Below are 21,301 nucleotides of genomic sequence, written 5' to 3'. Positions count from 1 at the left end.
TGATAAAAAGTATGATAAGTATAGAAATAAATTCGGGAACAAAACAAGGAGGCATATTTAATTGGCAGATGATCGTAAAGTAGCACTAGATGCTGCGTTAAAAAAAATAGAAAAAAATTATGGCAAAGGGTCAATCATGAAACTTGGCGAGAAAGTAGATACACAAATTTCAACAATCCCTAGTGGCTCATTAGCACTAGATGTGGCATTAGGTGTAGGTGGGTACCCTCGTGGACGTATTGTAGAAGTATACGGTCCAGAGAGTTCAGGTAAAACCACAGTGGCGTTACATGCTATTGCAGAGGTTCAAAAACAAGGTGGAACAGCTGCTTTTATCGATGCTGAGCATGCTTTAGACCCCAAGTATGCACAAAATTTAGGCGTTAATATTGATGAATTATTATTATCTCAACCAGATACAGGAGAACAAGGACTTGAAATTGCTGATGCGTTAGTTTCAAGTGGCGCGATTGACATTGTAGTTGTCGATTCAGTTGCTGCCTTAGTACCTCGTGCTGAGATTGATGGTGAAATGGGAGATTCTCATGTTGGTTTACAAGCTCGTTTGATGTCTCAAGCTTTACGTAAATTATCAGGTTCTATTAATAAAACTAAAACAATTGCTCTATTTATTAACCAAATCCGTGAGAAAGTTGGCGTAATGTTTGGTAATCCAGAGATTACACCAGGTGGACGTGCACTTAAATTCTATGCGACAGTTCGTCTAGAAGTGCGTCGTGCAGAACAATTAAAAAACGGAACAGATATCATTGGTAACCGTACGAAAATTAAAGTTGTAAAAAATAAAGTTGCTCCTCCTTTTAAAGTAGCGGAAGTTGATTTGATGTATGGACAAGGGATTTCAAAAGCGGGTGAACTTTTAGATATGGCATCTGAAAGAGATATCGTCGATAAGAGTGGTGCGTGGTATTCTTACAAAGAAGAGCGTATTGGTCAAGGTCGTGAAAATGCTAAGAACTATATGATGGCTCATCCAGAGATGTATGAGGAAATTGAAAAACGCGTTCGTAACGAATACGGTATTGGTGATGACATCGAAGTTGAAGAAGACGAAGTGAAGTTAGATCTAGAATAGAAAAAAAGACAGGTGATTTTTCACCTGTCTTTTTTTTATTTTAAAGACGTTAAATTAAAGGTCTGAACGGTAATTATAAGTTGACACGCATAGGCACAACTATTAGAATGAAATATGTATATAAAGTTATTTTTTATACAGTTATGCATGTAGGGCATATTGATAAGTAGTTTGATGTTTATCAACTAAAAACTACATATAGAAACACAGATAATACGGAGGTGTACAGATGGGTATTTTAACAGTAATCCTCGGTATCATCATATTAATTGTCGGTCTCATTGGTGGTTTTATTAGTGCAAATAGTCGCCATAAAAAAGCGATTGATGGTGCTAAAACATCAGCGGAAGGTATCTTAGCAGCTGCTGCTAAAGAAGCTGAAACGTTAAAAAAAGAATCGTTATTGGAGTCGAAAGAAGAGAACCAAAAGTATCGTCTAACTATTGAAAGTGAGTTGAAAGAACGCAGAGATGAAGTGAAGATGCAAGAAAGTCGCTTACTGCAACGTGAAACTAATCTTGATCGTAAAGATGAAACATTAGTAAAACGTGAACACTCGCTAGAAGAAAAAGAAGATAAACTGGATTCTAAACAGCAGTTAATTGGTGAACGAGAAAAAGAAGTAACTGAATTAATTGAAGCAAAGCAAAAAGAATTAGAAAAAGTAGCGGCATTATCTCGTGAAGAAGCACGTGATATTATTATGACAACTACTGAAGAAGAGTTAACTCACGAAGTTGCTTTAATGGTTAAAGATAGTGAGCGTAAGGTTAAAGAAGAAGCAGACCGTAAAGCTAAAAATATTTTATCACTTGCGATGCAACGTTGTGCAGGGGATCAAGTATCTGAAGCAACCGTATCTGTTGTCACATTACCAAATGATGAAATGAAGGGACGTATTATTGGTCGTGAAGGTCGTAATATTAGAACTTTAGAAACATTAACAGGTATTGATTTAATTATTGATGATACGCCAGAAGCAGTAGTATTATCAGGTTTTGATCCGATTCGTCGTGAAACAGCTCGTATTGCACTTGAAAAATTAATTCAAGATGGTCGTATTCATCCAGCTCGTATTGAAGAGATGGTAGAAAAAGCGCGTAAAGAAATGGATGAAACAATCCGTGAATATGGTGAAAATGCTGCCTTCGAAGTTGGGGCGCATACTTTACACCCGGATTTAATTAAAATTATGGGTCGCATGAGATTCCGTACAAGTTATGGTCAAAATGTGTTGAATCACTCAATTGAAGTGGCTAAATTAACAGGAGTTCTAGCTGCGGAGTTAGGCGAAGATGTTGAACTAGCTAAACGTGCAGGTTTCTTACATGATATTGGTAAGGCGCTTGACCGTGAAGTTGAAGGCTCTCACGTTGAGATTGGAACTGAACTGGCTAAGAAATACAAAGAACATCCAGTTGTTATTAATGCAATTGCCTCACATCATGGCGATACAGAAGCGACATCTGTCATTTCTGTTTTAGTAGCAGCCGCTGATGCGTTGTCTGCAGCACGTCCAGGTGCAAGAAGTGAATCACTAGAAAACTATATTAAGCGTTTAGAGCGTCTTGAAGGGATTTCAAATGACTTCCCTGGTGTTGAGTCTAGTTTCGCTATCCAAGCGGGTCGTGAGGTTCGTATCATGGTTAAACCTGATGAAATCTCTGATGATGAAGCAGCAATCTTAGTTCGTAAGATTCGCAAACGTATTGAAGATGAATTGGATTATCCAGGTCACATTAAAGTAACGGTTGTTCGTGAAACACGTTCAGTTGATTACGCTAAATAATAATTTTGAAAGAAGAGTGAGGCTAATAGCTTTATTCTTCTTTTTTTATGTTGTGAAGTAACTAGTATTCTTCCAATTAGGTGTTAAAATTGATAGAATAGGTAAAGATATTAGAGAGAAGAGGAAGACAAATTATGCGTATTTTATTTGTAGGAGATGTAGTAGGGTCAATGGGAAGAGATATGATTACTGACTATCTCCCAAAATTGAAAAAGAAATTCCGTCCACAAGTGACGATTGTAAATGGTGAAAATGCGGCATCTGGTCGAGGTATCACTGAAAAAATATATAAAAAATTCCTACAAGATGGCGCTGACGTCGTTACTTTAGGTAATCATACATGGGATAATCGCGATATTTTTGAATTTATTGCAGATGCTAAAAAAATGGTAAGACCGGCAAACTTTCCAGAAGCGACAACACCTGGTCAAGGTATTGTTTATGTGAAGGTCAATCAAGTAGAGTTAGCGGTTATTAATTTACAAGGTCGAACATTTATGGTTGATTTAGATGACCCATTTAAAAAAATTGATGAGATGGTGACAGAGGCACGTAAACGTACGCCGCTTATTTTTGTTGATTTTCATGCTGAAACAACAAGTGAAAAACAAGCAATGGGATGGTTCTTAGATGGTCGTGTGTCTGCAGTTTTAGGAACGCATACTCACGTTCAAACAAACGATGCGCGCATTTTGCCAGAAGGAACAGCCTATCTAACAGATGTTGGCATGACAGGTCCCTATGATGGTATTTTAGGAATGAAACGTGATGCAGTGATTGGTAAATTTAGAACAGCGTTGCCTCACCGTTTTGAAGTGGTTGAAAGCGGACGTTCAAATTTATCATATGCAGTATTAGAGATAGATGACCAAACAGGTCGCGCTAAAAAAATTGAAATCGGTCAAATTAATGAGGACAGCCCTTTTAAAGATTAAAAGTGGAAGGTGGAGTAGTTAAGATGTCAGATAATGGCCCTAAAATTAGTGATAAAAAAGTGGAGCAAGCTCTAAACTCGCTTATCACACTATTAAATCAAAGTGAAATTATTAGAGATTATAAAGCAATTGAAGCGAAAGTTGAAGGTCATGAAGGACTAGTCGCTCTTGTAGAAGAAATTAAAGCAAAGCAAAAAGATGCGGTTAAATTTGCTCATTATGGGAAACCAGAAGCAGAAAAAGTTGCACTTAAAGAAGCGGATAGGTTAACGGAAGAATTTGATACTCATCCACTAGTTATTCGCTACCGTGAAAAACTTATTGAAGCAAATGATTTATTACAACATTTAACAAAACGTTTTGAGACAAAATTTAATCACCATCTTGAAGCGGATATGTTAGATTTTATTAAAAATGAAACAATAGGGACAAAAGAATAAGGAAGTGACAAAAGGTGCCACAAAAAACGAAGCATACTCCAATGATGGAGCAATATTTTAAAATAAAAGAAAATTACCCAGATGCCTTTTTATTCTATCGTTTGGGTGATTTTTATGAAATGTTTTATGATGATGCAATCAAAGCCTCTCAAATTTTGGAGCTGACATTAACGAGTCGTAATCGTAATGCAGATGATCCAATTCCGATGTGTGGTATTCCGCATCATGCCGCTCAAGGCTATTTAGATACGTTGATAGAAAAAGGCTATAAGGTCGCTTTATGTGAGCAAGTTGAAGACCCTAAAACAGCTAAAGGTATGGTGAAACGAGAAGTTGTTCAACTGGTAACGCCGGGAACGGTGATGGCTTCAAAAGGGATAGATGCTAAAGAGAATAATTATTTAACAGCAATCGTTTCGACGGAAGGTAGTAGTCCGTATGGCTTCGCTTATGCAGACTTGACAACTGGTGAGTTAAAAACAACCGTCTTGCCTGATCAGGAAAGTGTGCTAAACGAGGCATCTAGCTTACAAACACGTGAAGTTATTGTAGGGAACAGTTTACCTGAAGAGTTGAAACATAAGTTGACCCAACGTCTTAATGTGGTGTTCTCAGAACAATTTGAAACATTAGAAAATGCGGAACTAAGTTATTTAACCCAAGATTTAACCGATGTATTAATGGCTGAAGTGGTGAATAAATTATTGGCTTATTTACTTGGTACTCAAAAACGAAGCTTGTCTCATTTACAACAAGCGCGTATCTATGAACCGAAGCATTTCTTGAAAATGGATCACTATTCAAAATTTAATTTAGAGTTAGCTCAATCGATTCGAACAGGTAAAAAACAAGGTACATTATTGTGGCTACTTGATGAAACGAAAACAGCAATGGGTGGTCGTTTACTGAAGCAATGGTTAGACCGTCCGCTTATTCAAGAGCATCAGATTAAAGAGCGTCAAAACATGGTGGAAAGTTTGATTCAAGCCTTCTTTGAACGTGTTGATCTACAAGAAGCGTTAACTAATGTTTACGATTTAGAACGTTTAGCAGGCCGTATCGCCTTTGGTAGTGTTAATGGTCGTGATTTAATTCAATTGAAATCGTCTTTAGAGCAAGTTCCTCAAATTGAACAGTTGTTAACTGGGATTAACCAAGGAGAATGGCAAGAGTTATTAGGTGGATTAGATCCTGTTACAGACGTCGTTTCTTTGATTAATACTGCCATTCATGAAGACTCACCGCTTACTATTACGGAAGGATCGGTCATTAAGACGGGCTATAATGAGCAACTAGATGTATACCGTGAAGCGATGACTAATGGTAAGCAGTGGATTGCGTCACTAGAAGCTAAAGAGCGTGAAGAAACAGGGATTAAGACTCTTAAAATTGGGTTTAATCGTGTGTTTGGCTACTATATAGAAGTGACAAAAGGACAGCTTGCTAATGTGCCAGAAGGGCGTTATGAGAGAAAGCAAACGTTGGCAAATGCAGAACGTTATATTACTCCGGAATTAAAAGAAACGGAACGTTTGATTTTAGAAGCTGAAGAAAAATCAAAAGATTTAGAGTATCAGCTATTTATTGAAGTCAGAGAAACGATTAAAGCGGCAATCGGTCGTATCCAAAAATTGGCCCATGCAGTGGCGACAGTTGATGTCCTGCAAAGTTTTGCTACGGTCAGTGAAAAATACCAATATGTTCGTCCAAATATGGTAGCAGGCAGTCACAAATTGTTATTAAAAGAAGGACGTCATCCAGTTGTTGAAAAAGTAATGGGGCATCAAGAGTACATCCCTAATAGTGTGATGATGGATGAGGATACCTCTATCTTGCTTATTACTGGACCAAATATGTCTGGTAAGAGTACGTATATGCGTCAACTTGCTCTTACTGTAATCATGGCTCAAATGGGCTGTTTTGTTCCGGCAGAATCAGCAGATATGCCGATTTTTGATCAAATCTTTACACGTATTGGTGCGTCTGATGATTTGATTTCAGGGCAGAGTACGTTCATGGTTGAAATGATGGAGGCGAATGAAGCGTTACGTCATGCGACACCGAATAGCTTAATCTTGTTTGATGAGATTGGTCGTGGGACGGCTACATACGATGGAATGGCTTTAGCTGAAGCAATTATTCATTACATTCATGATAAGGTAAAAGCTAAAACACTTTTCTCAACTCATTATCATGAGTTGACGGACTTAGATAAAACGTTAGAAGGCTTAGTGAATTGTCATGTAGGAGCCGTTGAAAAAGACGGAGAAGTTGTCTTTTTACATAAAATGTTAGAAGGGCCTGCTGATAAGAGTTACGGTATTCATGTTGCTAAGTTAGCTGGTTTACCGGGTGATTTATTAGACCACGCTTCGACTATTCTTGAGGTATTAGAATCAGGTAATCCTGCTGTTAAAGTAGTGCCAAAAGAAATTGAAGTAGAACAGGCTCCAGTTGTCAAGCAACCTGAAGTAGTGGAAGAAGTGAGTCAGTTGTCATTGTTTAATGATGTTTCTCCAGAGTTAGAGGCTCTAGTAGCCGAAGTTAAAGGGTTGAACATGTTAGAGATGACACCGATGGCCGCACTCAATACATTGTATGAGTTACAAAAGAAATTAAATTAATGAAATGATAATTCAAGGGAAGGAGAGGCATCTAGATGAGTAAAATTGTTGAACTATCAGAAATGTTAGCCAACCAAATCGCAGCGGGTGAAGTGGTTGAACGACCAGCATCAGTTGTTAAAGAGTTGGTTGAAAATGCGATTGATGCGGGAAGTACCCAGATTGATATTTATTTAGAAGAAGCTGGACTCCGTAAAATCCAAATCATTGATAATGGTGAAGGGATTGAAGCGGAAGATGTGCTGAACGCCTTTAAACGTCATGCAACGAGTAAAATTCATACCCGTGATGACCTTTTCCGAATTCGAACATTAGGGTTTAGAGGAGAAGCGCTGCCGAGTATCGCATCTGTCTCGGAATTGACCTTGGAAACCTCAACAGGTGAAGCAGTGGGGAGTTATGTCAAACTATCAGGTGGTTCGGTTGTCGAACATAAGCCTCACTCTCTTCGCAAGGGAACAAAAATCACTGTTGAGAATTTATTTTTTAATACACCGGCTCGTTTGAAATATGTCAAAACCTTACAGACTGAATTATCAAATGTAGGGGATATTGTAAACCGTTTGGCTTTGAGTCATCCAGATATTGCGTTTCGTTTGATTCATGATGGCAATAAAATGTTGAGTACAACTGGAAATGGTGAAATAAAACAGGCGATAGCTGGGATTTACGGTGTTGAAACAGCTAAGAAAATGGTGGCTTTAGAGAGTAATGATTTAGATTTTAAAGTATCTGGTTTTGTCTCATTACCTGAGTTAACTCGGGCTGGCCGTCATTATTTATCGTTGATTATTAACGGCCGATATATCCGTAATTTTTCTCTTAATAAAGCGATTGTTGAAGGGTATGGTTCTAAGTTAATGGTAGGACGTTATCCGATTGCGGTTATTCAAATTGACATGGATCCGTTGTTAGTTGATGTGAATGTACATCCTACTAAACAAGAGGTTCGTTTGAGTAAAGAGAAAGAATTAATGGCGCTGATTACAGTAAGTATTCAAGAAGCTTTGGGTGATAAGCAGTTAATCCCAAAAGTTGATCCGACAGAGCTTAGTTTTAAAAAACAACTTCCAAAAGAAGAGAAAAGTGAACAGTTGGCTATGCCATTTGGTGAAATAAAACAACCGTCAACTGAAACGATTGTTTCTGAAGCTAGCCTGAAAAGTGAGTCATTAGCATTTGACCGTAAAACTAATCAATTTTACGTTCCAACAGATTCAGTTTCCCCTGTTGTGACACCGACCGCTCGACCAAGTATTGAAGCTAGAGTATCTGATGAGCCAGTAGTGGAAGTAGCCGAGTACGCGACTTTAGAAGAACCTGAAAAACTATCGGATAAGGCATTAGAAAATATTGACGACGCACTTTTTGATGACCCATTTGCCAGTGACTATACAAGTGTTGTAAGTGAAGTTACTGAACCTGAAGAGGCTGAGATAGATCAAGTTGCCCCTGCTACTGAGTTTCCGCATCTGGAATACTTTGGTCAAATGCATGGTACGTATCTATTTGCTCAAAGTGACCAAGGGCTATATATTATCGACCAACATGCGGCACAAGAGCGAATTAAGTATGAATATTTCCGTGAGAAAATTGGTGAAGTTGGGAATGATTTGCAAGAATTACTTGTTCCGATTGTTTTAGAGTATCCGACTAGTGAATGGCTAAAAATTCAGGAGAAGTTATCTGATTTAGCTGAGGTTGGTATTAATTTAGAGCCATTTGGGCAAACTAGTTACATTTGTCGTGCTCATCCAACGTGGTACCCGCCAGGTAGTGAAGAGGAAGTCATTAAAGAGATGATTGATACGTTGCTTAAAGATGGAAAAGTTAGCGTGGCGAAGTTTAGAGAAGATACTGCTATTATGATGAGCTGTAAACAGTCAATAAAAGCAAACCATCATTTAGATGAAGCGCAAGCTAGACAATTGTTAAAAGATTTGGAAAAATGTGACAATCCTTATAATTGTCCCCATGGTCGACCTGTACTAGTGCACTTTGATAATAAAGACATGGAAAAAATGTTCAAACGAATTCAAGATCCTCATTAAATTATGTGATAGAAAGGGAGGACTCCTAATGGCAATTATATTAGCGTCGCAGTCTCCAAGAAGAAAAGAATTGTTAAGTATGGTTGTTTCTGAATTTGAAACAAGACCTGCTGATATAGACGAAACAGTAAAAGAAGGAATTGCTCCGCTAGATTATGTGTTAGAGATGGCACAAGAAAAAGCGGCATGTATTGCAAAAAATCATCCAGATGATTTAGTGATTGGCAGTGATACGACGGTAGTGGTTGATGGTATGATTTTAGGTAAACCTGTGGACGAAGCAGATGCTAAAGCAATGCTTACACGATTGAGTGGAACAACTCATCATGTTCATACGGCAGTTTGTATGATGAAAGGATCTAAAACTAAATCAGAAATTATTACAACCGAAGTAACATTCTTCGAGTTAACAGAAAATGAGATTGAGGAATATGTAGCAAGTGGTGACCCTATGGATAAAGCGGGAGCTTATGGTATCCAAGGTCCGGGTACGTTATTTGTCAAAGCGATTCAAGGCGATTTTTATGGTGTAGTTGGCTTTCCAATTGCATATGTTAAACGCATGCTATCTGAATTTTAAAGTCAAGAGACCGGTTTAACTGGTCTCTTTCTTTTTTTATACTAAGGAGGTAGCTATTCACGTTTTAATAAATATGCTACAATAAGGCGAACGCATGTACTTATTCAAGGAGGAAGAAAATGTACGAATACATTAAAGGACAAGTAACTTTTGTAAGTCCTTATTACATAGTAGTTGAAGCGAATGGCATTGGGTATCAAATTGCAGTAGCTAATCCATTTATGTACCATGTGGATGATGCAGCGGTAAAAGTTTATCTGCAACAAGTGGTGAGGGAAGATTCTCAGACCTTATATGGATTTGGTTCGATAGAAGAAAAACAATTATTTATTAAATTAAATAGCGTTTCTGGGATTGGTCCTAAAAGTGCACTAGCTATTATGGCAAGTGATGACCATGGTGGTTTAGTGAGTGCAGTTGAATCAGCTGACTCGACGTTCTTAACAAAATTCCCAGGAGTAGGGAAGAAAACGGCACAGCAAATGATTTTAGATTTAAAAGGAAAATTAACAGATATTGGCATAGAAGCTGGCGGCCGTCAGACTAGTTTGGATATTGATTCAACCCCAACATCAAGTAGTGATAATCCACTGCTGGATGAAGCGTCAGAGGCGCTACAAGCATTAGGGTATAGTGCTAAAGAAGTAAAACGAGTGGCGAAAGAATTAGCCAAGGTAGAAGCGTCAACAACTGATGAGTACTTACGCCAAGGCTTAAAATTAATGATGAAAAAATAGAAAGTAGGAATGTGAATGACGGAAGAACGTATTGTTTCAGGCGATATATTGGATGATGAACAAACAACTGAAATGTCCCTACGTCCACAGTTTCTATCTCAGTATATTGGGCAACAAAAAGTAAAAGAAGAACTAGGGATATATATATTAGCGGCGAGAGAACGAGCTGAATCTTTGGATCACGTTTTATTATATGGACCTCCTGGATTGGGTAAGACAACGATGGCGATGGTTATTGCAAATGAAATGGGTGTTCAAATCAGAACAACGAGTGGACCTGCAATCGAAAAGCCAGGTGATTTAGTAGCATTGTTAAATGAGTTAGAGCCAGGGGATGTTTTATTTATTGATGAAATTCATCGATTGCCTCGTGTAGCAGAAGAGATGCTTTACTCGGCAATGGAAGATTTTTACGTGGATATTATGGTTGGTCAAGGTCCAACCTCTCATCCTGTTCACTTTACGTTACCTCCGTTTACATTGATTGGCGCAACAACTAGAGCAGGGATGTTATCGGCTCCTTTGAGGGACCGGTTCGGCATAATTTCACATATGGAATATTATGAAACTCAGGATTTAAAAGAAATCGTCCTTCGTTCGGCAGATATTTTTGATACTGATATAGTTGAAGAAGGAGCTTATGAAATTGCGCTGCGTTCTCGTGGAACACCACGTATTGCCAATCGTTTGCTTAAGCGAGTTCGTGATTTTGCACAAGTTCAAAGTGATGGGATTGTTGACCGCTCGGTTGCGGATAAAGCACTGAGTATGTTGCAAGTTGACCATGCGGGACTGGATTATGTGGACCAAAAGTTACTTCGTACGATGATTGAGCTCTATCAAGGAGGGCCAGTTGGGTTAAGTACGATTGCTGTGAATATAGGTGAGGAAACCGAAACGGTAGAAGATATGTATGAGCCCTATTTGATTCAAAAGGGGTTTATTAAACGGACGTCTAGAGGAAGACAGGTGACACCACTTGCATTTGAACATTTAGGCTATGACTCAATTAGTGGAAAAGAATAGAGGAGTAATGGCGATTAAGCTGTTGCTTCTTTTTTATGAGATGGATACGGTCGCATAAGTTTGAAAAAAATGATAAACTAACAAAGAGATTACTATATGAAGAAATAAGGGAAGAGTGACGATAGATGACATTTACGACAAATGATTTTGATTTTGATTTACCAGAAGAACTGATTGCACAAACACCATTAGCAGACCGCCAAAGTTCGCGTTTGTTGGTTGTGGATAAAGAAACTGGAGAGTTACAAGATAAACATTTTTACGATATTTTAGATGAGTTAAATGAAGGCGATGCCTTAGTTATGAATAATACTCGTGTATTACCTGCTCGTTTATACGGTGAAAAACCTGATACAGGCGGACATTTAGAAGTACTACTTTTAACCAATACAGAAGGAAATCAGTGGGAAACGTTAATTAAACCTGCAAAACGTGCTAAAAAAGGGACTGTGATTTCATTTGGTGATGGTAGATTAAAAGCAGAAGTTATCGAAGAGCTTGAGCATGGTGGTCGTATTATTGAATTTCAATATGAAGGTGTCTTTTTAGAGATTATTGAATCTTTGGGTGAAATGCCTTTACCACCTTATATCAAAGAGCGTTTAGAAGATCCAAATCGTTATCAAACCGTTTATGCAGAAGAAAATGGATCAGCGGCAGCGCCGACAGCAGGTCTTCATTTCACAGAAGAATTATTAGAAAAAATTAAAGCTAAAGGGGTTAAATTGGTTTATCTAACTCTTCATGTCGGACTGGGAACATTCCGTCCAGTTAATGTTGAGTCGATCGAAGACCACGAAATGCACAGCGAATTTTATAAATTAACAGAAGAATCAGCGGCAGCTCTTCGTGAGGTCAAGGCGAATGGTGGTCGTATTGTCGCAGTAGGGACGACATCTATTCGCACACTTGAAACAATTGGGACAAAATTTAATGGTGACATTAAAGCAGATAGCGGTTGGACAGATATCTTTATTACACCAGGATATGAGTTCAAACTAGTTGATGCGTTCTCAACAAACTTCCATCTACCTAAATCAACATTGGTAATGTTAGTGAGTGCTTTTGCGACACGTGATACAGTGATGTCAGCCTATCATCATGCGATTGAAGAAAAATACCGCTTCTTCAGTTTCGGTGATGCTATGTTTGTGAAGTAAATCAAGCGATTAAGGCCAATAAATGAAAAAAGGTAAAAAAGACCAAAAGTAGGTCTTGATTGCCTTGCTAAATGGTGGAATCAAGAGTATGATATTTAACGTATATAATTAGACAGTTACTTAATAGAAAGTAGGGTACGACATGACAGAACCAGCCATTCGTTATCGATTAATAAAAACAGAAAAACATACGGGAGCACGTTTAGGTGAAATCATTACACCTCACGGAACATTCCCAACGCCAATGTTTATGCCGGTGGGGACACTAGCGACAGTTAAAACTATGGCGCCAGAAGAATTAAAAGAGATGGGTGCAGGTATTATCTTAGCGAATACTTACCACCTATGGTTAAGACCTGGAGAAGATTTAGTAGAAAAAGCAGGTGGCTTACATAAGTTTATGAATTGGGATCAAGGGATTTTAACAGATTCAGGTGGTTTCCAAGTGTGGTCATTATCTGAGATGCGTAATATTACTGAAGAGGGCGTTAGTTTCAAAAACCATTTAAATGGGTCTAAAATGTTCCTTTCTCCAGAAAAAGCGATTGGTATCCAAAATAAATTAGGTCCAGATATCATGATGAGTTTTGACGAATGTGCACCATTCTATGAAAGTCATGACTATGTGAAAAAATCAATTGAGCGTACAAGTCGTTGGGCAGAGCGCGGACTAGAAGCTCATGCTAATCCAGATCGCCAAGGATTATTTGGGATTATTCAAGGAGCAGGGTTCAAGGATTTACGTGAACAAAGTGCTAAAGACTTAATTAGTATGGATTTCCCTGGGTATTCTATTGGTGGATTATCGGTAGGGGAAACAAAAGAAGAGATGAACCGCGTATTAGATTATATGAATCCGATTATTCCTCAAGATAAGCCGCGTTATTTAATGGGGGTAGGTACAGCTGATTCACTTATCGATGGTGTTATTAACGGGGTTGATATGTTTGATTGTGTATTACCAACACGTATTGCCCGTAATGGGACGTGTATGACTAGCCAAGGTCGATTGGTTATTAAAAATGCTAAATATGCAGAAGATTTCCGTCCAATTGATGAAAAATGTGATTGTTATGCTTGTCGTAACTATACACGTGCATACATTCGTCATTTGATTAAATGTAATGAAACATTTGGTATTCGTTTAACGTCATATCACAATCTTTATTTCCTACAAACAGTGATGAAAGACATTAGACAAGCGATTATGGATGATAACTTGTTAGAATACCGTGAAGCTTTCTTCGAAGAGTATGGATTTAATAAAGAGAATGCAAAAAACTTTTAAAATTTCCTTAAAATAGCTAGTATCTTTAATAGTTATTTGTTAGAGTGATAATTAGATATAATTAAATGAGGTGGAAAAAATATGGCAATGTTATTACCGTTAATCGTATTAGGTGGAATGATGTTCTTCATGACTCGTTCACAAAAGAAACAACAAAAACAACGTCAAGACTTATTAAACAGTATGACTGTAGGAAGTTCAGTGATAACAATCGGAGGTTTACATGGGATTGTTGAAGAAATAGATACTGAAAAAAATACAGTAATTTTAAACTGTGAAGGTATTTTATTAGAGTTTAATCGTGTAGCGATTTCTACAGTAACAGCTCCAACGGAAGCTGTAAAACCAGCAGCAGTTGTTGAAACAACAGAAGAAGACAACAAGTAATTTGAAAAAGGAGAATCTTAATAGATTTCTCCTTTTTATTTTCACTTAATTAGATTTATAAAAAAAGGTAGGTGAATCGAATGACCATTCAAAAGTACACGGGGTATAAAGGGTTACTTTTAAATAAGGCAGTAAAGAAAAAATATAATGAGTTTACTAAACATGGCTATAAAGAAATTAAGTTGGAAGAATTATGGGACTATTTAGAAAATTACCGTTGGCAAAAGAAAGCTGCTAAAAGTGTTTGGGAAAAACGTCGAGATATTCTATTGGTTACAGAGAATGAGTTTTTTGATTACCAAGTTATCAGAGCAAGGACGATTAGACCACAAGATTTTGATTGGAATAATATTGACGATTTATTATAAAAGGACACTTATCCACAGGTGTTCTTTTTTATTTTCAGAACTAATGTGAAAAAAATCACAATTAAATGTTTACTTTTTAATTTGCGTGTAGTATGATGATTGTGAAAAGAGTAACAAACGAAAATTTCATGGAGGGATACATACATGGCAACTAAAAAAGAAACTGTAAATGTAGAAAAAATGATCGATGAATTAGTACTTAAAGGAAACAAGGCTCTTGACGCAATGGAAGATTTTAACCAAGAAAAAGTAGACCATATTGTTCACCAAATGGCGATGGCAGCACTTGATGCTCATATGCCACTTGCTAAAATGGCAATCGAAGAAACTGGTCGTGGAATATATGAAGATAAAGCAATTAAAAATATGTACGCATCGGAATCAATTTGGAATAGCATCAAAAATGATAAAACTGTGGGCGTAATTAATGAAGATAAACAAAAAGGTTTGGTAGAAATTGCAGCGCCTATCGGAGTGGTTTGCGGGGTAACACCTACAACAAACCCAACATCAACGACTATATTTAAAGCGATGATTTCAATTAAAACACGTAACCCAATCGTATTTGCTTTCCACCCAAGTGCTCAAAAATGTTCAGCAGAAGCGGCGCGAATTGTTAGAGATGCGGCTGTAGCAGCGGGAGCTCCAGAGGATTGTATTCAATGGATAGAGCATCCATCTTTAGAAGCAACAAGTGGTTTGATGAATCATCTAGGTGTTGCAATTGTCTTAGCGACAGGTGGTTCAGGTATGGTGAAATCAGCTTATTCAACTGGGAAACCAGCTTTAGGTGTAGGGCCTGGTAACACACCAGCCTATATTGAAAAAACAGCAAAAATTAAACGTGCGGTTAATGACGTGATTGTATCTAAATCATTTGATAACGGAATGATTTGTGCATCAGAACAAGGGGTTATCGTAGACAAAGAAATTTATGACGCAGTCAAAAAAGAATTCCAAGCGCATCAAGTTTATTTTGTTAAAGCATCAGAGTTATCTAAGTTGGAAGCGACTGTGATGAATGAAGCGAAAACAGCAGTTAACCCAGCAATTGTAGGGAACTCAGCAGAAGCGATTGCTAAATTAGCAGGGATTACTGTTCCTAAAGGGACTAAAATTTTAGTTGCTGAATTAGAAGGTGCAGGACTTGAATATCCATTGTCACTAGAAAAATTATCACCAGTCCTAGCGATGATTAACGCGACTGATCAAAAACACGCTTTTGAGTTATGTGCAAAAATGCAAGAATTTGGTTTAGGACATACAGCCGTTATTCATTCAGAAGATGAAGACTTACAAACTAAATTTGGTATGAAAATGAAAGCATGTCGTATTTTGGTGAATAGTCCAGCATCAGAAGGTGGTATTGGTGATATTTATAATGAAATGATTCCATCATTAACACTAGGTTGCGGGTCTTACGGAAAAAATTCAGTGTCTAAAAATGTGTCATCTATTAACCTAATCAATATCAAAACTATCGCGAAACGGAGAAATAATATGCAATGGTTCAAACTTCCATCTAAAATTTACTTTGAAAAAAATTCTTTAAATTATTTAGAAGAAATGGCTGATGTAGAACGTGTCTTCTTAGTGTGTGATGAAGGAATGGTTAAACTAGGCTATGCAGACCGTGTGATGGAAACATTACGTCGCCGTCATAACAAGGTTCAAATTGAAGTCTTCTCAGATGTTGAGCCAGACCCATCAAGTAATACAGTTTACAAAGGAACAGAAAGAATGGTTGCCTTCCAACCGGATACCGTTATTGCTTTAGGTGGAGGGTCAGCGATGGATGCTGCGAAAGGAATGTGGTTATTCTTTGAACATCCAGATACAGAATTCTTTGGAGCGAAACAAAAGTTCTTAGATATTCGTAAACGTGCGTACAAAATACCAACAGCTGAAAAAGCTAAATTTGTTTGTATCCCCACGACATCAGGAACAGGTTCAGAAGTAACACCATTCGCAGTTATTACAGATAGCGAAACAGGCGTTAAATACCCATTAGCAGATTACGCACTTACACCAGATGTAGCGATTATTGACCCACAATTTGTTTTATCAGTTCCTCGTTCTGTAACAGCGGATACTGGAATGGATGTCCTAACACATGCGATTGAGTCATACGTTTCTGTTATGGCATCAGATTATACTCGTGGTTTAAGTTTACAAGCGATTAAATTAGTATTCGAAAACTTACAAGAGTCTTGTGATAATCCAAATGAAGACAACCGTGAGAAAATGCATAATGCTTCAGCTCTCGCTGGGATGGCTTTTGCTAACGCCTTTTTAGGAATTTGTCACTCAATCGCTCACAAATGTGGGGGAGAATACCATATCCCGCACGGACGTACCAATGCAATTTTATTACCACACGTCATTCGTTATAACGCGAAAGACCCATCGAAACATGCAATGTTCCCTAAATACGATTACTTCCGTGCAGACCAAGACTATGCTGATATTGCAAGATTTATGGGAATGAAAGGTGACACAACAGAAGAATTAGTAGAATCTCTTGCTAAAGCTGTTGCTGATTTAGGTAAGAGTGTAGGGATCGATATGAGCTTTAAGTCACAGGGATTAACGAAAGAAACATTGGACAAGACAGTAGACCGTTTGGCCGAGTTAGCTTATGAAGACCAATGTACGACAGCTAATCCAAAAGAACCTTTAATTAGCGAATTGAAAGAAATTATCATCCAAGCTTACAATGGAAAATAAGTAAATAAAAGGATCGAAAAAAAGAAGTCTGCTATAAGTGGACTTCTTTTTGTGCGTAATTCTTTAGATAGAAAAAACAAATGAATAGTGTTAAAATAGTGAACAGGTGTCAAAAGATTGTAAGAAAGGGATTTGAGGTGTTTAAGTGAAAAAAAATAATTCCAGTAAAAACATAATAATCGCCATAATAGTAATGGTAGTTGTCGTATTCTTAGTAAGTTTTACGGTGGCTAAACGAAATGAGTCTAAAAATGCAAGTGTTGTAGGATCGACAGTAGATGATAGTGTTGGTTTGATAGACCGAGCGATTTCATTTCCTGTAAGAGCAATACAAGGTGGGATTTCATCTATTGGTAACTTATTTACCACCTATAATGAAAATGATCGCTTAAAAAAACGTATTGATCAATACGAGGTACTAGAGAGTGAAAATGAAAGTTATAAAAAAGAAAATGCAGAGTTGAAAAAACAACTCGGCATGGATGATTCTTTAACTAATTATGACAAATTAACAGCGAATGTTATCAGTCGTTCACCTGATACTTGGCAAAATATTTTAGTTATAGATCGAGGCGCGAATGTCGGAATCGAAACAGGAATGCCAGTCATTGGTGAAGGTGGTTTAGTGGGCCGTGTTATTGTGGCTAATGCAATGTCATCAAAGGTTGAATTACTAACATCAACTAATCAAAATGCCAATCACTTTCCGGTTATGATTACACCAGAAGGAAAAGAAGCTGCGTATGGTGTATTATCTGATTACTCAGAAAAAGATAATGTATTTGTGGTTAAACAATTGACCTCTTTATCAGGTATTAAAGAAGGCGATAAAGTGTCAACATCCGGTTTAGGTGGGGGCTCACCACGTGGATTGCCAGTTGGTGAAGTTGTTAAAATTAAAGAAAGTGGTTTTGGACTAGATAAAGAAGTTTATATCAAAGCCAATTCTTCTATGTATGATATGTCAGTTGTAACTGTAATTAAACGATTAGTTGAGAGTGATGAAAATGAATAAGATATTTACGAACAGCGTAATGAAGTTACTAGTCCCTTTTATTTTATTATTTTTAATGTTGTTTGATGGTCAATTGAGCAACATGTTGCGTCATGTTACTGACAATACAATTTACTTTAATAGTCATTTGTTTTTAATCGGCTTAATTATTTCAAGTTTATATTTTGATAAACGTTACGTGATGATAGTGAGTTTGGTATTAGGTGCCATTTTTGATTGGCATTACTATAACATCATAGGTATCAATATTGTCGTATTACCTTTGACTGTACTTTTTATATACGTAGTATTTAAATATGTAAAACCAACAATATTTACATTGTTAATGAGTCTAGTTGTATTTATAACAGTAATGGATGGGACAGCTTATTTATTACAAGTGATATTCAAATTAACAAATCCGGCTTTTCAAAAATTTATAACAAATAATATAGGGCCAACACTGATTATGAACATTGCTATATGTATATTATTCAGTTATCCACTTAATAAATTAATTGAAAAGAGAAGTCATGATTAAATGTTACTTTGAAACATTTTTGTAACATAGCTATTATCTCACTGACATCTTCCTATGATACAATTCAGATGTTGATTAGGAAAAGTAGAAATTAACCAATTAGTTTAAAATAAAGTACACGGAGGAATACAACGTGAAAAAGCGTATTATATCAATGTTAATGCTAAGTTCAATCGTTTTAGGTGCAGTAGCTCCATCGGCGGCGTTAGCAGATGAATTAGATTCACAAATTAAAGAGTCAAATAATAAAATTAAAGAGTTAAATTCAAAAGAGGCTCAAGCAAGTTCTCAATTAGTGGCGGTAAGATCAAATATTGATAATATTAAAGCTGAAGCAGCTGAATTACAATCTGAGCAAGATCAAATTGCTGAAAAAATCTCAAAATTAGCTTCAGAAATTAAAGAATTAGATTCTCGTATTGATAAACGTGATGCTACTATTAAAGAGCAGGCTCGTTCAGTTCAAGTAGACGGAAAATCATCAAATTTCTTAGATGCTGTTTTAAATTCTGATTCAATTTCATTAGCAATTACTCGTTTAGCAGCAACTACAAAATTAGTTAATGCAAGCAATGATTTAATGAAACAACAAGAAGAAGATAAAAAAGCTGTTGAAGTAAAACAAGCTGAAACAAAAGAAAAATCAGAAGAATTAAATCAAAATGCAGTAGCTTTAGAAGTTAAAAAAGGCGAACTTTTAGATCAAGAGTTACAACAAGAGTCATTAGTTAATGAAATCTCAGCTGAAAAATCAACTGAAGAAAACAAAAAAACTGGATTTTTAAAAGCTAAAGCAGAAGCAGAAGCAGAACGTGCTCGTCAAGTTGCATTACGTGAAGCTGCAGAAGCTAAAGCAAAAGAAATCGCTCAAGCAGAAGCAATTGCTCAAGCTCAAAAAGAACAAATTGCTAAAGCACAAACAGAAAAAGCATTAAATGAAATTTCAGGCGTTCAAAACTTAACGAATGAATCAGGTGCGTTTGTTAGTACAACTAACCCAGTTCAAACAACCACTGAAGAAACTGAAACTGCAACAACAGGAGTTTCGGATTCAAACGTTGTATCTGAAGAGTCACAAACACAAACAGAAGCTCAAACAGAAGCTCAAACAGAAGCTCAAACAGAAGCTCAAACAGAAGCTCAAACAGAAGCTCAAACAGAAGGTACAATTGGTACGGAACCAACAGTAACTGAGGAAACATTACCTTCAGAAACAACACCAGTTGTTCCAGAAGTAACATTACCTTCAGAAACAGCTCCAGTTGTTCCAGAAGTAACACCGGAACCAGCTCCGACGCCGGAACCAACGCCGACACCGGAACCAGCTCCAACGCCGGAACCAGCACCAACGCCGGAACCAGCACCAACTCCAGAGCCAGCACCAAAACCAGAGCCGACTCCAGAGCCAGAACAAAAACCAACACCACCAGCACCGCCAGTAGCAAACCCATCAGGTAGCGCTATTGTTGCTGAAGCTATGAAACATTTAGGTAAACCTTATGTATGGGGAGCTAAAGGCCCAGAAGCTTTTGACTGTTCAGGATTCACAGCATATGTTTATCGTCAAGTTACAGGTAGAGAAATTGGTGGATACACTGTACCTCAAGAAAGTGCTGGAACACAAATTGCTGTGTCACAAGCACAACCAGGAGATTTATTATTCTGGGGAGGACATGGTGGTACGTACCATGTAGCAATTTCAACAGGTGGCGGAAATTATGTTCACGCTGCTAACCCTAACGAAGGTGTTATCACTGGATCAGTTCAATGGTTCACACCAGATTTTGCAGTACGAGTACTATAATATAAAATTTTAAAGCAATCTCACATGAGATTGCTTTTTTTATTGTAAAAAAAGGATAATATAGCCTAATGTCAAAAAAGGGATAAAAGGAATTTTTTTATTTTTTATAGGAATAGTTTTAATATATAAATAGAGAATGTATAGTAGTGCGGACGATGTTGCATAGAGTAAGAGGCGAACTAAGTTATCTATATTTAGTGTGAGGGACAGAAAACAAATCAGTTTAACATCACCTAGACCAATTTTTGATGTTGATAAGTAAGATAGAGCTGAAAACATGAAATATAATAGTAAGGAATTAATGAAATAAATGTGAACGGGTTGATAAAATAAATAATTTATTACGAAACTAAAGCTGTATCCTGTTAAGAAAATAGATGGAGAAAGTTCAAGATAAAATATATCAGTTAAGCTGAGTATGATTGACGTCAATATTATAATAATCTCAGGTAAATAAACAATGTTTAAATGATTTGTATAATAAAGAAGTAAAAGTAAAAGAGGCAGTAAGAATTCAATAATTGTTGAAATTGAAGATATTTTGGTTTGACAGTAACGACACCTCCCTTTTAAAAAAAGATAAGAAAATATGGGAATTAAGTCTAGTGGTTTTAGTTTGGTTTTACATTTGGGACAATGAGATGGTGGTGATATTAGAGATATACCAATTGGGACTCGTTCTGCAATAACTGTAAAAAAAGAGCCTAAACAACTCCCGACTAAAATAATAACTACTATAATAATAATCATCCTT

General features: G+C 37.0%; 18 protein-coding genes. 17 read left to right on the top strand and 1 reads right to left on the bottom strand.

Features of this window, described 5'->3' with window-relative positions; translation table 11 throughout:
• Nucleotides 1-61 precede the first annotated feature (61 nt).
• The 17 genes from recA to CBF31_RS07535 all read left to right on the top strand — a co-directional run bounded on the left by recA (nt 62) and on the right by CBF31_RS07535 (nt 20,547).
• Nucleotides 62-1,096 (top strand): recombinase RecA, encoded by a 1,035-nt coding sequence (gene recA / locus CBF31_RS07615; protein ID WP_126831786.1) that lies wholly within the window; start codon nt 62-64, stop codon nt 1,094-1,096.
• A 229-nt stretch (nt 1,097-1,325) separates the two neighbouring features.
• Entirely contained in the window at nt 1,326-2,885 is a 1,560-nt protein-coding gene (rny, locus tag CBF31_RS07610; RefSeq protein WP_126831785.1) for a ribonuclease Y, read from the top strand.
• Nucleotides 2,886-3,019: 134 nt separating this feature from the next.
• Nucleotides 3,020-3,820, top strand: a complete 801-nt coding sequence (locus tag CBF31_RS07605; RefSeq protein ID WP_126831784.1) for a TIGR00282 family metallophosphoesterase — start codon at nt 3,020-3,022, stop codon at nt 3,818-3,820.
• Nucleotides 3,821-3,843: 23 nt separating this feature from the next.
• Nucleotides 3,844-4,260, top strand: coding sequence for a YlbF family regulator (locus tag CBF31_RS07600; RefSeq protein WP_126831783.1), 417 nt, complete (start codon nt 3,844-3,846; stop codon nt 4,258-4,260).
• A 14-nt stretch (nt 4,261-4,274) separates the two neighbouring features.
• Nucleotides 4,275-6,884 carry a DNA mismatch repair protein MutS gene (mutS, locus tag CBF31_RS07595; protein ID WP_126831782.1) on the top strand — a complete coding sequence of 870 codons (2,610 nt, stop codon included), beginning with the start codon at nt 4,275-4,277 and terminating at the stop codon, nt 6,882-6,884.
• 35 nt (nt 6,885-6,919) lie between these two features.
• Nucleotides 6,920-8,935 (top strand): DNA mismatch repair endonuclease MutL, encoded by a 2,016-nt coding sequence (gene mutL / locus CBF31_RS07590; RefSeq protein ID WP_126831781.1) that lies wholly within the window; start codon nt 6,920-6,922, stop codon nt 8,933-8,935.
• A gap of 28 nt (nt 8,936-8,963) precedes the next feature.
• Complete coding sequence (locus tag CBF31_RS07585) at nt 8,964-9,515, top strand: Maf family protein (RefSeq protein ID WP_126831780.1); 552 nt, start codon at nt 8,964-8,966, stop codon at nt 9,513-9,515.
• Nucleotides 9,516-9,634: 119 nt separating this feature from the next.
• Nucleotides 9,635-10,252 carry a Holliday junction branch migration protein RuvA gene (ruvA, locus tag CBF31_RS07580; RefSeq protein ID WP_126831779.1) on the top strand — a complete coding sequence of 206 codons (618 nt, stop codon included), beginning with the start codon at nt 9,635-9,637 and terminating at the stop codon, nt 10,250-10,252.
• Between the two features lie 15 nt (nt 10,253-10,267).
• Entirely contained in the window at nt 10,268-11,278 is a 1,011-nt protein-coding gene (gene ruvB, locus CBF31_RS07575) for a Holliday junction branch migration DNA helicase RuvB (RefSeq protein ID WP_126831778.1), read from the top strand.
• Nucleotides 11,279-11,403: 125 nt separating this feature from the next.
• Nucleotides 11,404-12,438, top strand: coding sequence for a tRNA preQ1(34) S-adenosylmethionine ribosyltransferase-isomerase QueA (queA, locus tag CBF31_RS07570; protein WP_126831777.1), 1,035 nt, complete (start codon nt 11,404-11,406; stop codon nt 12,436-12,438).
• Between the two features lie 142 nt (nt 12,439-12,580).
• Nucleotides 12,581-13,726: a tRNA guanosine(34) transglycosylase Tgt gene (gene tgt, locus CBF31_RS07565; protein ID WP_126831776.1), complete on the top strand. Its 1,146-nt coding sequence runs from the start codon at nt 12,581-12,583 to the stop codon at nt 13,724-13,726.
• Nucleotides 13,727-13,807: 81 nt separating this feature from the next.
• Entirely contained in the window at nt 13,808-14,113 is a 306-nt protein-coding gene (gene yajC / locus CBF31_RS07560; RefSeq protein WP_126831775.1) for a preprotein translocase subunit YajC, read from the top strand.
• Between the two features lie 80 nt (nt 14,114-14,193).
• The gene (locus CBF31_RS07555; RefSeq protein ID WP_126831774.1) at nt 14,194-14,481 is read left to right on the top strand and encodes a post-transcriptional regulator; all 288 of its coding nucleotides are present in this window, start codon (nt 14,194-14,196) and stop codon (nt 14,479-14,481) included.
• Nucleotides 14,482-14,625: 144 nt separating this feature from the next.
• Nucleotides 14,626-17,208, top strand: a complete 2,583-nt coding sequence (adhE, locus tag CBF31_RS07550) for a bifunctional acetaldehyde-CoA/alcohol dehydrogenase (protein ID WP_126831773.1) — start codon at nt 14,626-14,628, stop codon at nt 17,206-17,208.
• A gap of 145 nt (nt 17,209-17,353) precedes the next feature.
• Nucleotides 17,354-18,223, top strand: coding sequence for a rod shape-determining protein MreC (gene mreC / locus CBF31_RS07545; RefSeq protein ID WP_126831772.1), 870 nt, complete (start codon nt 17,354-17,356; stop codon nt 18,221-18,223).
• A complete protein-coding gene (mreD, locus tag CBF31_RS07540) occupies nt 18,216-18,743 on the top strand; it encodes a rod shape-determining protein MreD (protein WP_170167909.1) in 528 nt (175 codons plus the stop codon). Before mreC ends, mreD begins: the two co-directional genes overlap by 8 nt.
• Before the next feature lie 133 nt (nt 18,744-18,876).
• Nucleotides 18,877-20,547 (top strand): C40 family peptidase, encoded by a 1,671-nt coding sequence (locus CBF31_RS07535; protein ID WP_126831770.1) that lies wholly within the window; start codon nt 18,877-18,879, stop codon nt 20,545-20,547.
• Nucleotides 20,548-20,586: 39 nt separating this feature from the next.
• Here the strand turns inward: CBF31_RS07535 and CBF31_RS11290 are convergent, their stop codons facing one another.
• The gene (locus CBF31_RS11290; RefSeq protein WP_126831769.1) at nt 20,587-21,297 is read right to left on the bottom strand and encodes a prepilin peptidase; all 711 of its coding nucleotides are present in this window, start codon (nt 21,295-21,297) and stop codon (nt 20,587-20,589) included.
• Between the last annotated feature and the right edge of the window lie 4 nt (nt 21,298-21,301).

Source organism: Vagococcus fessus (assembly GCF_003987565.1).
Lineage (GTDB): Bacteria > Bacillota > Bacilli > Lactobacillales > Vagococcaceae > Vagococcus_D > Vagococcus_D fessus.
The sequence above is the reverse complement of the archived record's forward strand: the minus strand, read 5'-3'. Positions and strand labels throughout refer to the sequence as shown.